This is a genomic window from Gaiella sp., from assembly GCF_035558935.1.
Classification (GTDB): domain Bacteria; phylum Actinomycetota; class Thermoleophilia; order Gaiellales; family Gaiellaceae; genus Gaiella.
Window position 1 is genome coordinate 1 of record NZ_DATMBZ010000182.1, and the last position, 12,574, is coordinate 12,574.

Here is a 12,574-nt window from a genome sequence, read left to right on the forward strand (position 1 = left end):
CTCAGACGTCCCACTCGCCGCCGAGCAGCCGCGGCAGGGTGTCGTCGAGCAGCCTGAGCGTCATGCCCCAGAGGACGTGGCCCTCGACGTCGATCCCGTCGACGAGCAGCGGCTCGCGGAACCGCAGCGAGGAGAACGGCAAGAGCGCCCGTGCGCTCCTGTCGGCGAGCATCCGTGCGGCTGGAGTGAGGATCCCGACGATCTCCGCCTCCTGCAGCCGCCACGCCGTGTCCGCCGGAACCCGCCCGAGAAACGGGTGGACGAGCCAGCCCGTCGCCTGCGTGTGGAGCGGCTCGAGCGCCGCGACGACGTCCACGGCGTCCGGCTGCAATCCAACCTCTTCCTCCGCCTCCCGCAGAGCCGTCGCGAGGAGATCGGCGTCGCCGGGCTCCGGTTTCCCTCCTGGGAGGCCGAGCTGGCCGCCGTGCTGCCCTCCGTCGTCCGCCCGCACTACGAGCACCACCCGTAGCTCCTGCTCCGCGTCCCGAAACACGGGAAGGAGCACGGCGGCCGTCCGAAGGCCGTCGGTCATTCGACCTCGACGCGGAGCAGGTCCTCGATCGTCTCGCGTCGGCGAATGAGGCGGGCGGAGCCGCCCCTCACGAGGACGGCGGCGGGACGGGGCACGCCGTTGTAGTTCGAGGCCATCGCGAGCGTGTACGCACCGGTCGCAGGCACGGCGAGCAGGTCGCCGCGCCGCGGCGACGGCAGCATGACGTCGTCGATGAGGACGTCGCCCGACTCGCAGTGCATCCCGGCGATGCTCACCACTTCGTCGACCGGCTCGTCGGTCCGGGCCGCCGAGAGCGCGGTGTAGCGCGCGTCGTAGAGTTGCGGCCGCGGGTTGTCCGACATGCCACCGTCGACCGCGACCCAAGTCCGCTCCGGGAGACGCTTCACGCTGCCGACGCGGTAGAGGGTGATGCCGGCACGTCCGACGAGGCAGCGTCCCGGCTCGAGCCAGATCTCGGGCTGCGGCAGGCCGGCCTCGACAAACGCGAGGCGGGCGGTCGTCGCAGCGCTCGCCGCAAGCTCGGCGGCCTCGGGCACCTCGTCCGCGGGATGGTGGCGGATCCCGAAGCCGCCGCCGAGATCCGCGACGCGCGCGACCCAACCGAGCTCGTCGCGACAGCTCGCGACGAACGCGGCGAGGCGGACGATCGTTTCCGCCTGGGCGTCGAAGTCGGCGAGCTGCGAGCCGACATGGACGTGGACGCCCATGACGTCGAGCCCGAAGTCGAGTGCCTCCGAGACGGCCGCCCGCGCCTGATCGGGCGGCAGGCCGAACTTCGATCCGTGGTGACCCGTGCGAATCGCCTCGTGCGTGTCGGCGTCGACGCCGAGCGTCACCCGCACGAGCGCCTGCCGGACGCCCGCGGCGGCAGCAAGCGCCGGCTCGTCCGGAGCGTCGAGGACGACCGGGGCTCCGACCGAGGCGGCCTCGGCGAGCAGCACCTCGGCTTTGTTGTTTCCGTGGACGACGAGGTCGCCGCCCCCGAGGCCGGCGTTCCGCGCGAACGCGAGCTCGCCGGACGACGCGACGTCGGCGCCGATCCCCTCTGACAGCAGCAGCCGCAGGACGGCGACGTTCGGCAGCGCCTTCGTCCCGAAGAAGACGCGGCCGTCCCCGACCGCCTGCCGGAGCGCCCGGGCGCGGGCCTGGATCGTTTCCTCGCAGAGGACGACGAGCGGCGTCCCGTGGGCCACCTCGAGCTCCGACGCCCGCACGCCGCCGATCGAGAGCTGCCCGCCGTCGACGGACGTCGAGTCGGGGAAGAGGTCGAGGATGGGACCCGCCTAGGCCCGGGCGGCGGCGGTCGCGTACCGCTCGCTCATCTCCTCGAGCGAGAGCGGCTCGTAGTCGCCCGCGTGCCCCGCCTGGCCGAACCCCTCCATCCGCTGCGCGATCAGCGCCTGCATCGCGGCCCGCGCCGGCGTCAGGTAGTCGCGCGGATCGAACGTCTCGGGCGACTCGACGAAGACCTGGCGGATCGCGCCCGTGATCGCGAGCCGCGAGTCGGTGTCGACGTTGATCTTGCGCACACCGTTGCGGATCCCGAGCTGGATCTCCTCAAGAGGGACGCCCCACGCGGGCTTCAGGGCGCCGCCGAACTCGTTCACCTTCGCGACGAGCTCCTGCGGGACGCTCGAGGAGCCGTGCATGACGAGATGGGTGTCGGGAAGGCGCCGGTGGATCTCCTGGATGAGGCTCATCTTCAGCACCTCGCCGTCGGGCGGCTGCGAGAACTTGTACGCGCCGTGCGAGGTGCCGATCGCGACCGCGAGCGCGTCGATCCCCGTCTCCTCGACGAACTCGACCGCCTGGTCTGGGTCGGTGAGGTGCACCTCGCCCGAGCCGTGGCCGTCCTCGACGCCTCCGAGCGTGCCGAGCTCGCCCTCCACGGTGACGCCGCGTGCGTGCGCGTGCTCGACGACCTCCTTCGTGACGGCGACGTTGTACTCGAACGACGCGGGCGTCTTGCCGTCCGCCTCGAGCGAGCCGTCCATCATCACGCTCGTGAAGCCGAGCTCGATCGCGGAGATGCAGGTCGCGGGCTCGTTCCCGTGGTCGAGGTGCAGCGCCACCGGGATCTCCGGATAGAGCTCGACCGCCGCCTGCATCAGGTGCCAGAGGAACAGGTCGTTCGTGTACCGGCGGGCGCCGCGCGACGCCTGGACGATCACCGGCGATCGCGTCTCCCGCGCCGCCTCCATGATCGCCTGGATCTGCTCCATGTTGTTGACGTTGAAGGCGCCCACGCCGTAGCCGCCCGCGGCGGCCTCGTCGAGCAGCTGGCGCATCGAGACGAGTGGCATACGACAAGCGTAATCGGGACCGCGCCTGTCCGAGGTGGTAGGATCGACGGCGTGAGTCAGCTTCTTCCGTAGTCCAGGGAGCGAACGCGGCGGGCGCCGCGGCGACTCCCCGTGAGCCTCTCGAGCGAGAGGCTCTTTTCGTCTCAGAGGAGAAACCCGACGATGGAGCACGAGGACACCGAGCGCTACGACCCGGGGGCCGTGGAGGCCAGGTGGCAGGCCGTCTGGGCCGGCGAGCGCGCGTTCGACGTGCCGAACCCGGACGTCGCGACGCAGCCCGACGATTCGTCGACGTACGTCCTCGAGATGCTCCCGTACCCCTCCGGCGAGCTCCACATGGGGCACGTCTTCAACTACACGCTCGGCGACGTTTTCACCCATATCCGTCGCAGGCAGGGCTACACCGTCCTGCGGCCGATGGGGTACGACGCCTTCGGGCTGAACTCGGAGAACGCCGCGATCAAGGAAGGGGGCCACCCGCGCGAGATCACGAACCGCAACATCGAGGCGATCCGCCGCCAGATGAAGCGGATGGGGTGGGCGATCGACTGGTCGCGCGAGGTCTCGACCGCGGAGCCCGAGTACTACCGGTGGACGCAGTGGATCTTCCTGCAGTTCTTCGAGCGGGGGCTCGCCTACCGCCGCGAGGCGCCCGTCAAGTGGTGCCCGAAGGACCAGACCGTGCTCGCGAACGAGCAGGTGATCGACGGCCGCTGCGAGCGCTGCGGCACCGAGGTCGAGTCGCGGAGCCTGACGCAGTGGTTCTTCAAGATCACCGAGTACGCCGACCAGCTGGTCGACGAGATGGCGACGCTCGAGTCGTGGCCCGACCGCGTCCTCACGATGCAACGGAACTGGATCGGCCGCTCCGAGGGCGCGCGCGTCGTCTTCCGGGTCGACGGCTCGGGCGAGGAGCTGCCGGTCTTCACGACGCGCCCGGACACGTTGTTCGGTGCGACCTTCTTCGCGCTCGCGCCCGAGCACCCGCTGATCGCCGAGCTGACCGCCGGCACGGAGCACGAGACGGAGGTCGCGCAGTACGTGCGGCACACGGCCGCACGCTCGACCGTCGAACGGGAGACGAAGGAGAAGGACGGCGTCTTCACCGGACGCTACGCGGTCAACCCCGTGAACGGCGAGGCGATCCCGATCTGGGTCGCCGACTACGTCCTGATGGAATACGGGACGGGCGCGATCATGGCCGTCCCGGCGCACGACGAGCGCGACCACGCGTTCGCCGAGCGCTACGGCCTCGAGATCCGCCAGGTCGTCGCGCCCGCCGACGGCTCGACACCCGCGGAGGCGGGCGCGTACGTCGAGCACACCGACGACGAGGTGCTCGTCAACTCGGGCGAGTTCACGGGGCTCACGGCGCCCGAGGGCAGGCGCGCGATCACCGCGTGGCTGGACGAGCGCGGGCTGGGGGAGGCGACGATCGGCTACCGGCTGCGTGACTGGCTGCTCTCGCGGCAGCGGTACTGGGGCTGCCCGATCCCGATCGTGCACTGCGACGGCTGCGGCATCGTCCCCGTGCCGGAGGAGCAGCTGCCGGTTCTCCTGCCCGAGATCGACGACTACCTGCCGAAGGGCCGATCGCCGCTCGCGGCCGCCGAGGATTGGGTCGCGACGACGTGCCCGCGGTGCGGCGGCCCTGCGCGGCGCGAGACGGACACGATGGACACGTTCGTCGACTCGTCCTGGTACTTCCTGCGATACGCCGACGCGCGGAACGACGACGCGGCCTGGGACAAGCAGCTCGTCGACTACTGGCTGCCGGTCAAGCAGTACATCGGCGGCGTCGAGCATGCCGTGCTGCACCTGCTCTACGCGCGCTTCTTCACGAAGGCGCTGAACGACATGGAGCTGCTCGGGTTCCGCGAGCCGTTCTCGCGCCTCTTCACCCAGGGGATGATCTACCGGCACGGCGCGAAGATGTCGAAGTCGAAGGGCAACGTCGTCTCGCCCGACGAGGCGATCGCGCGCTACGGCGCGGACGCACTCCGCCTCTACATCCTCTACATGGGGCCCGCCGAGCACGACAAGGAGTGGAACGACGACGGGATCGAGGGCACCGCACGGCTACTCGACCGGATCTGGCGCCTCGCGCTGGAGGTCGCAGTCCGCGGCCCCGTCGAGGCGCCGGCCGAGGGCGAGCTGATCCGCACCGCCCACCGGACGATCGACCGGGTCACAGACGACGTCCTGCGCCGCTTCCAGTTCCACACGCCGATCGCCGCGCTCTTCGAGCTCGTGAACGAGATCTACCGCGTGAAGGATGACCCGGAGCGCGCGGGCGAGGTGCGGTTCGCGACCGAGATGGCGCTCTCGCTGATTCAGCCGTACGCGCCTCACGTCGCCGAGGAGCTGTGGAGCCGTCTCGGGCACGAGCGGCTCTGGGAGACCGCCTGGCCCGAGGCCGACCCGGCGCTCGTCGCGATGGACACGGTCGAGGTCGTCGTGCAGGTGAACGGCAAGCTCCGCGACCGGCTTCGCGTGGCCGCCGGCACGTCCGAGGAGACGCTTGTCGAGCTCGCGCTCGCGTCGGAGCGAGTCCGGGCGCATCTGAACGACGGCACGCCACGCCGGACGGTCGTCGTGCCCGACCGGCTCGTCAATCTCGTCGCCTAGCCTCGCTCCTCGGCCCACCGGCTCGGTCGCGGCGCCGTCACACTTTCGGCGCAAAGCCGTCACACTCCCGTGAGGGGTTGCGGGCGACGCTCTCGGAGTGATCACTCTCACCCGGACGCAGCTCGCGATGCTCGCCGTGCCGCTCGTCGCCCTTCTCGCGGTCGCGGGCTCGCGCCTCTCCGGTCTCGGCGCGAGCGAAGGCCCTTCGGCTGCCGCGCCACTGGCGCGGCTGGACGGTGACGGTTCGGGGGCCGGAGTTGTGCCGGCGCTCGTCGTCCATGTCGTCGGCGCCGTCCACCGGCCGGGCCTCTTCCGTCTGAAGGACGGCTCGCGCGTCGCCGACGCGGTTGCCCGTGCCGGAGGGCCGACGAGACGAGCCGACCTCTCCGCGGTCAACCTCGCGGCGCCGCTGGCCGACGGGCAGCAGGTGATCGTCCCGCGCCGCGGGCCTGCCGGGGAAGCCGCCGTCGTCGGCGGGAGCGTCGCGGGCGCGAAGGTGAGCCTCGCGATCGCGACGGTCGACCAGCTCGACGAGCTGCCGGGCATCGGGCCGGTGACGGCGCAGAAGATCGTCGACTGGAGGGCGTCGCACGGGCCGTTCCAGTCGGTCGACGACCTCGACGATGTCCCCGGCATCGGGCCCGCGCGGATCGAGCAGCTCCGCGACCTCGTCACACCGTGAACCGCGTGAGGCGGATCCTCGAGACGGGCTGGCCGACGCTGCTCGTCGCGTCGGCGTGCGTCGGGATCGCGCTTTCGGTCTGGGCGCGCGTGCCGCTGACGCTGTCCGCCGCGGCCGCCGTCACGTCGTTTGCGGGAGCGCTCGTCTCGCGTGACCTGCGACGTCTCGCGCTCGCGGCGCTCGCGCTTGCATGCGCCGGCCTGTGGTGGGGGACGGTCCGGGGCGACGCGCTCGATCGAAGCTACCTCGTAGAGCAACTCGGCCGCGACGCGCCTGCGCGCGTCGTCGTTACAGGGCCTGCCCGGCACACACCGTTTGCGATCCGAGTCCCGGCCGAGGCGCTCGCCTACGGTGCAACACGCATTCGCGAGCGGGTGTTGCTCGAGCTGCCGCCGGAGCGTGCGCCGCCCCAGGGGGCCGTCCTCGAGCTCCGCGTGCGACCGGTCGCTCCGCGTGGGCCCGAGACCGGCTTCGACGAGCGCGGCTGGCTCGCTCGGCGCGGCGTCCATGTCGTGCTGCAGGGCGAGGACTGGCGGATCGTCGGCCGGCGGGGCGGGATCGGAGGCGTCGGCGACCGGTTGCGCGCGCATGTCGAGGAGACGCTCGCCCGCGGCACGACCGGCGAGCGGCGGCAGCTCCTCGCCGGGATCGTGCTCGGGGAGGACTCCGCCATCGACCGTGAGCTCCGGGACGCGTTTCAGGCGAGCGGCCTCATGCACCTCCTTGCCGTGTCCGGGCAGAACGTGGCGATCGTCGCGTTCGGCGTCGTCCTCGCCGCGCGGATCCTCGGGCTGGGTCGCCTCGTGGGCGAAGCGCTCGCGATCGCCGTCGTCCTCTCGTACGCACTCGCAGTGGGTTGGCAGCCGTCGGTCGTGCGCGCGGCGGTCGCAGGCGTGCTTGCGTCGCTCGCATGGCTCGTCGCGCGTCCGCGCGACCGTTGGCACGCGCTCGCAGTCGGCGCGCTCGTGCTGCTCGTGTGGATGCCTCAGTCGGCGCTCGAGCCCGGATTCCAGCTCTCGTTCGCCGCGGTCGCGACGATCTTCCTCGTCGTGCCGCGCCTGTCCGGCGTTCCGGAGGCGTACCCGGTGCCGCGCGGGCTCTGGGACGTGCTGGTCGTCGCCGCCGCCTGTGGCCTCGTGACGGCCCCGATCGTCTGGCTCCACTTCGGACAGGTGGCGTTGTGGACCGTCCCGGCGAACGTCGCCGCGGAGCCGGCGATGCCGCCGCTCATCTCGCTGTCCCTGGCCGCGGCCGCCGTGGAGCCGCTGTCGCCGGGCGTCGCGACCGCGCTGGCATGGCTCGCGGGATGGTGCGCGTGGTGGATCGCGCTCGTCGCACGGGTCGTCGCGAGCTGGCCCTCGGCCCAGATCTCCTCGCCGCTGGCGATTGCCGTCGCCTTCGGAGTCGTCGGCGCGGCCCTGCTCGTGCGGCGCCTGCCGCGTTACGGACGGCCGACGGCGCTTGCGGCGATCGCCTCGGTCGCGCTCACGCTTGCGGTCGCAGCATGGGCGACGCGCCCACAGCCGTCCTGGGAGCCGCCGGCAGGGCTTCGTGTGACGTTCCTCGACGTCGGCCAGGGAGACTCGGCGCTGCTCGAGGTGCCGGGCGGGGCGGTGCTGGTCGACGAGGGGCCTCCCGAGGCGGACGTCGTCGGCCAACTGCGCAGCCTCGGCCTCAGGTCGCTGACCGCGATCGTGCTGACACACCCGCAGCGGGACCACATCGGTGGCGCCTCCGCCGTGCTCGACCGGCTCGCCGTGGGTACGGTCGCCGATCCAGGAATCGAGGCACCGTCGGCCGACCACGATGCTGCGGTCGCCGCGGCGCGCGGGCGCAGCGTCCCGATCGTCGTCGTCCACGCCGGCGAGGTGTTCCGGATCGGGAAGCTCCGCCTCCGGATCCTCTGGCCGGATGATCCGGGCCTGCCGAGCGAGGATCCCAACCAGCACGCGGTCGTCGCGCTCGCGAGCTTCGGGTCCACCGACGTGCTGCTGACGGCGGACGCCGAGAGCGACGTCACCTCACGGCTCCCGCTCCGGCCGATCGAGGTCTTGAAGGTCGCGCACCACGGATCGGAGGACCCGGGGCTGCCCGATCTCCTCCGCGTCCTGCGACCGGAGATCGCCGTGATCTCGGTCGGCGTGAACAACGACTACGACCACCCCCGCCCCGAGACGCTCGCCGCGCTCGCCGCTCAGCCGGGGCTTCGGACCTTCCGGACGGACGAGAACGGTCGCGTCGTCGTCGAGTCGGACGGGCGGACGGTCACCGTGCGCTCCGAGCGGTAGCGGCTCGCGAGTCTAGGCTTGGAAGCGTGGCGACGCAGGAGCTTGCCCCGGTGTACCTCATCACCGGCAACGACCTGCCGAAGGTCGAGACGGCGCTCGAGAGGCTCAGGCGCCGCTTCGACCCCGGCTCGATCGAACGGCTCGTCGCGGGAAAGGGCGGCGTCTCCGGCTCAGAAGTCGTCGCGGCATGCAACGCGGGCACGCTGCTCGGGGGCGAACGGCTCGTCCTGGTGACGCACGTCGACGGCCAGCGGGGCGAGTTCGACCGCCTCGCGGGTGGATGGAAGACGGACGATGTCGAGGCGATCGTCGCGTACCTGCGCGACCCGGCCCCGGGTACGGTTCTCTGCCTCGTCGCGGAAGAGGTGAAGAAGGATTCGCCGCTCGCGAAGGCCGTGGCGAAGCTCGGCACCGTCCTCGCCTGGGAGATCGGCAAGAAGGAGACCGTCGCATGGGTCGCCGAGAGCTTTCGCGCTCGGGACGTCAAGGCCGGGGGCGACGCGTGCAAGGCGCTCCTCGACATCGTCGGCGACGACAAGCTCGTGCTCGCACGCGAGATCGACAAGCTCGCGACGTGGGCCGCGGGCGAGCCGATCGGCGTCGAGGAGGTGCAGCGCCTGGCGACGCCTTTCGCGGAAGCGCAGCCCTGGGATCTCACGGACGCGCTCGGCAGGCGCGACGTGCGGAGCGCGCTCGCGATCGTCGAGGCGAGCTACGCCCGAAGCCCCCGCACGAGGGCGCAGGAGGCCGCCGCCTTCAGCTTCAGGCTGGGTCAGCACCTCGCGCGACTGTCGGGCATGAAGACACTGCTCGAGGCGGGCGTCGCGGTGGAGGAGGCGGGCAAGACCCTCGGGCTGAAGCCGTATCCGGCCAAGCAGCTCGCGAGGCAGGCGGAGAGGCTCTCGACGGAGGAACTGCGTGACGGCGTCGTTCGCTTCGCTCGCCTCGACCACGCGCTCAAGGGTGGAAGCAGGCTCGCGCCGGACCTCGAGCTCCAGCTCGCGGTCGCCGACGTCGCGCGCGAGCGGGATTGAGCGTCGCTAGGAGACGGCCGCGCCGCTGACGACGCGGGCCGCCTGCGCCTTCTTGCGCGCAGCGGTGTTCTTGTGCAGCGCGCCGCGTGCCGCGGCCCGGTCGATCGTGCGGACAAGCTCGCGATGCTCTGCGGCAACCACGGCATCGTCGCCGTCGGCGACCGCGGTCTCGAGGCGCTTCGCGAGCGTCTTGATCGTCGAGCGATAGCGGAGGTTCTCGAGCCGCTGCCGTGACGCGATGCCGACGCGCTTCTTCTGCTGCTTGATGTTCGCCATACGTGAGAGCGCCCCGACCGATTGCGGCCGCGGGCCGCCGGATGGTAGCAGAGGGCTTCCGGTGGATCGACGAAACTCGGGTGGACATGTCCGAGCTCGACCCCTCCTTCGACCAGAACGTCGATCCGGCCCTTGCGGAGGAACGCGCGCATCGGCGCCGCCTCGCCCGATCGACCGCGGTGTTCGGCGCGGCGACCGGTATCTCGCGCGTCCTCGGGCTGGTGCGCGAGATCATCGCGGCGTACACCTTCGGCGCCGCGGGGAAGATCAACGCCTTCACCGTCGCCTTCCAGATCCCGAACCTCGTGCGCGCCCTGGTGGCGGACACCGCGCTCTCGGGGGCCTTCGTCCCGGTCTTCAGCGAGCTGCTCGAGAAAGGCGAGCGGGCGCGCGCGTGGCGCGTCGCGTCGACGATCTTCTGGCTCGTCCTCCTCTTCACGAGCGCGCTCACCGCGGTGTTCGTGCTGATCGCGCCGCTGATCGTCGAGCTCTTCGGGACGCCCGGGGGCGACCTCGACCTCGCGGTCGGGCTCTCCCGGCTCCTCTTCCCGATCGTGATCCTCCTCGGCCTCTCGGGGATCGTCGTCGGGATCCTGAACGCGTACGACCAGTTCACCGTGCCGGCGCTGACCCCCGTCGCCTGGAACCTCGTGATCATCCTCGGGCTCGTGCTCGGAGTGCCCGCGGCCGGGAGCCAGGACACCGAGCTGTATGTCTACGCCGGCTCGATCGTGCTCGCGACGCTGGTGCAGCTGCTGCTACCCGTGCCGTGGCTGCGCGGGCTCGACGGCCGCCTCCGTGTCGCGCTCGACTGGCGCGACCCGGCCGTGCACCGCTTCTTCGTGCTGATGCTGCCGGTCACGCTGACCCTCGGGCTGATCAACGTCTCGACGCTGATCGGGACGCTGTTCGCCTCACGCCTCATCGACCCGGAGCTCGCACCGCGGGCGATCGACCTTGCGTTCCGCCTCTACATGCTCCCGCAGGGCATCTTCTCGGTCGCCGTCGCCACAGTGCTGTTCCCGACGATGTCGCGGCTTGCCGCGCGAGGCGACATGGCCGGCTTCGGGCGGACGGTCGACACCGGTATCCGCCAGATCGGCTTCCTGCTGATCCCGGCCGGACTCGTCTCGGCGGTACTCGCAGAGCCGATCACGCGACTCGTCTACGAGCGGGGCGAGTTCACCGCCGACCAGACTCCGGTCGTTGCCGGGGCGCTCGCGGCGTTCACGGTCGGCCTGGTCTTCAACGGCTGGATGCTGCTGCTCAACCGGGCCTTCTACGGCCTCCAGTCGAACTGGATCCCGACGCTCGTGGCCCTCGGGAACCTCGTGCTCAACGTGCTTCTCTTCGTCGCCTTCTACCGCCTCGGCGTCTGGGGGCTGCCGCTCGCGGTCTCGCTCTCGAACCTCGCAGGCGCGGTCGCCCTGGCGGTGCTGATGTGGAAGCGAGTGGGGGGCGTCGAGCTGGCCGCCACGCTCAGCGCGCTGACGCGAATCATCCTCGCGTCCGTTGTCGCCTCCGGGCTCGCCGTGGGTGTCTGGTGGACGCTCGACGCCGCACTCGGGCGCTCGACCGTCGCCCAGATCCTGTCGGTCGGGCTGGCACTCGGGGTCGGGACGGCTGCCTATGTCGGCGCCTGTCGTCTGCTCGGCGTCCGCGAGCTCGGCTCGCTCCTCGCCCTGCGCCGCGGTCGCTGAGCGCGACTACGATCGCCCGATGGACGGGCAGGACTTCGTCATTCGGCCCGTCGGTCGCGTCGAGTCGTCACTAGCGCGTCGCGAGGATGCTCCGATGCAGGGCTCGGAAGGCGCGCCCGACGCCTGGATCGTCTTCGACGACAACGCGTGCGAGGCCGCGCGCGACCTCGCCGTCGGTGACGACGTCCTCGTTCTGACGTGGCTGCACGAGGCCAACCGGGACATCCAGACCGTCCACCCGCGCGACGACCGGAGCGTGCCTGAGCGCGGCGTCTTCAGCACGCGCTCGCCCGACCGGCCGAACCCGATCGGGCTGCATCGCGTCGAGGTCGTCGACGTCGACGGCCCTCGGATCCGGGTGCGGCCGCTCGAGGCGATCGACGGGACGCCCGTCGTCGACGTCAAGCCGGTGTTGCGCGGCGAGGCCTGAGCGACGCTACTGCTCGTAGCCCTCGACGGTCTCCTCGGGGCGCGCCCTGGCGGCGTCGGGGTCCATCGAGAACTCTTCGAGCGCTCGACGCTGCCGGAGGAGGTCCCAGCACCGGTCGAGCGAGACCTTCACGTCCGCGAGCCGGCGCCGGTCGGCCTCGCTCGCGTTGCCGGCCCCCTGGGCATCCCACAGCTCGTGCTCCTCGGCGACGAGCCGCTCGATGCGGTCGTGGATCTGTGCGTCGTCCATGCCCGAACCATACGCTCGCACGGTACGACCCGGCGCCGCCGACGCTCCAGACCCCGGGATCAAGTGGGTGACACGAACGGGTCGACGACGAGGACGCCGTCGTAGCGCTGACCCGCGCTCAGGTCCTCACTCAGAATCGTGTCGCATCCGAGAGCCGCCGCGCTGCGGACGATCATCGCGTCCCAGAAGGAGATCCGGTAGCGCTCGTGGATTCGGATCGCCGCGTCGACGTCGGCGGCCGTCGGCGCGTGCACGGTCCAGTGCGACAGGGCTTCGACGACGTCGCGCGCACTTCCCGACTCGAGCGGTCGCGCGAGCTTCCGCGTCAACGTGACGAATAGCTCCTGGAGCACCTGGATGCTCACGCAGCCTCGGCCGGAAAGCCAGAGGTCGCGGAGAACCGGCAGAGCCACCTTGCGCCTTGGCTCGGAGAGGGTGTCGTACGCGTACGCGACGACGTTCGTGTCGAC

At 71.3% G+C, this 12,574-nt stretch carries 12 protein-coding genes; 6 read left to right on the forward strand and 6 right to left on the reverse strand.

The window, feature by feature from the left end:
• Position 1 precedes the first annotated feature (1 nt).
• From VNM44_RS17015 to fba, 3 genes are read right to left on the reverse strand one after another with little or no spacing between them, the layout of a single operon-like run.
• Positions 2-532, reverse strand: a complete 531-nt coding sequence (locus tag VNM44_RS17015; protein ID WP_325627524.1) for a CoA pyrophosphatase — start codon at positions 530-532, stop codon at positions 2-4.
• Positions 529-1,788, reverse strand: a complete 1,260-nt coding sequence (gene lysA / locus VNM44_RS17020) for a diaminopimelate decarboxylase (protein ID WP_325627545.1) — start codon at positions 1,786-1,788, stop codon at positions 529-531. Before lysA ends, VNM44_RS17015 begins: the two co-directional genes overlap by 4 nt.
• Before the next feature lie 9 nt (positions 1,789-1,797).
• Positions 1,798-2,817, reverse strand: coding sequence for a class II fructose-bisphosphate aldolase (fba, locus tag VNM44_RS17025; RefSeq protein WP_325627526.1), 1,020 nt, complete (start codon positions 2,815-2,817; stop codon positions 1,798-1,800).
• A gap of 162 nt (positions 2,818-2,979) precedes the next feature.
• Between fba and leuS the strand changes: the two genes are divergently transcribed.
• The 4 genes from leuS (at position 2,980) to holA (ending at position 9,449) form a co-directional block, all read left to right on the forward strand.
• Complete coding sequence (gene leuS / locus VNM44_RS17030; RefSeq protein WP_325627527.1) at positions 2,980-5,445, forward strand: leucine--tRNA ligase; 2,466 nt, start codon at positions 2,980-2,982, stop codon at positions 5,443-5,445.
• Between the two features lie 97 nt (positions 5,446-5,542).
• Entirely contained in the window at positions 5,543-6,127 is a 585-nt protein-coding gene (locus VNM44_RS17035; RefSeq protein WP_325627529.1) for a ComEA family DNA-binding protein, read from the forward strand.
• Between the two features lie 5 nt (positions 6,128-6,132).
• Positions 6,133-8,415 carry a DNA internalization-related competence protein ComEC/Rec2 gene (locus VNM44_RS17040; RefSeq protein WP_325627531.1) on the forward strand — a complete coding sequence of 761 codons (2,283 nt, stop codon included), beginning with the start codon at positions 6,133-6,135 and terminating at the stop codon, positions 8,413-8,415.
• Positions 8,416-8,441: 26 nt separating this feature from the next.
• Positions 8,442-9,449 (forward strand): DNA polymerase III subunit delta, encoded by a 1,008-nt coding sequence (holA, locus tag VNM44_RS17045; protein WP_325627533.1) that lies wholly within the window; start codon positions 8,442-8,444, stop codon positions 9,447-9,449.
• A 6-nt stretch (positions 9,450-9,455) separates the two neighbouring features.
• On the opposite strand, the gene rpsT is transcribed toward holA, so the two are convergent.
• Positions 9,456-9,725: a 30S ribosomal protein S20 gene (rpsT, locus tag VNM44_RS17050; RefSeq protein WP_325627535.1), complete on the reverse strand. Its 270-nt coding sequence runs from the start codon at positions 9,723-9,725 to the stop codon at positions 9,456-9,458.
• A gap of 86 nt (positions 9,726-9,811) precedes the next feature.
• Between rpsT and murJ the strand changes: the two genes are divergently transcribed.
• On the forward strand, positions 9,812-11,425 hold the full coding sequence (gene murJ, locus VNM44_RS17055) for a murein biosynthesis integral membrane protein MurJ (protein WP_325627537.1): 1,614 nt from the start codon (positions 9,812-9,814) through the stop codon (positions 11,423-11,425).
• A 19-nt stretch (positions 11,426-11,444) separates the two neighbouring features.
• Entirely contained in the window at positions 11,445-11,855 is a 411-nt protein-coding gene (gene tsaA / locus VNM44_RS17060; protein WP_325627539.1) for a tRNA (N6-threonylcarbamoyladenosine(37)-N6)-methyltransferase TrmO, read from the forward strand.
• A 6-nt stretch (positions 11,856-11,861) separates the two neighbouring features.
• Here the strand turns inward: tsaA and VNM44_RS17065 are convergent, their stop codons facing one another.
• Both VNM44_RS17065 and VNM44_RS17070 read right to left on the reverse strand, forming a co-directional pair.
• Positions 11,862-12,104, reverse strand: coding sequence for a DUF2630 family protein (locus VNM44_RS17065; protein ID WP_325627541.1), 243 nt, complete (start codon positions 12,102-12,104; stop codon positions 11,862-11,864).
• Between the two features lie 59 nt (positions 12,105-12,163).
• The coding region (locus VNM44_RS17070) for a PIN domain-containing protein (protein ID WP_325627543.1) at positions 12,164-12,574 on the reverse strand (411 nt) is incomplete at its 5' end.

Coding starts and splice junctions, on each gene's coding strand:
- VNM44_RS17015 (WP_325627524.1), bottom strand. CDS start 532: ATGACCGACGGCCTTCGGACGGCCGCCGTGCTCCTTCCCGTGTTTCGG.
- fba (WP_325627526.1), bottom strand. CDS start 2,817: ATGCCACTCGTCTCGATGCGCCAGCTGCTCGACGAGGCCGCCGCGGGC.
- leuS (WP_325627527.1), top strand. CDS start 2,980: ATGGAGCACGAGGACACCGAGCGCTACGACCCGGGGGCCGTGGAGGCC.
- rpsT (WP_325627535.1), bottom strand. CDS start 9,725: ATGGCGAACATCAAGCAGCAGAAGAAGCGCGTCGGCATCGCGTCACGG.
- murJ (WP_325627537.1), top strand. CDS start 9,812: ATGTCCGAGCTCGACCCCTCCTTCGACCAGAACGTCGATCCGGCCCTT.
- tsaA (WP_325627539.1), top strand. CDS start 11,445: ATGGACGGGCAGGACTTCGTCATTCGGCCCGTCGGTCGCGTCGAGTCG.
- VNM44_RS17065 (WP_325627541.1), bottom strand. CDS start 12,104: ATGGACGACGCACAGATCCACGACCGCATCGAGCGGCTCGTCGCCGAG.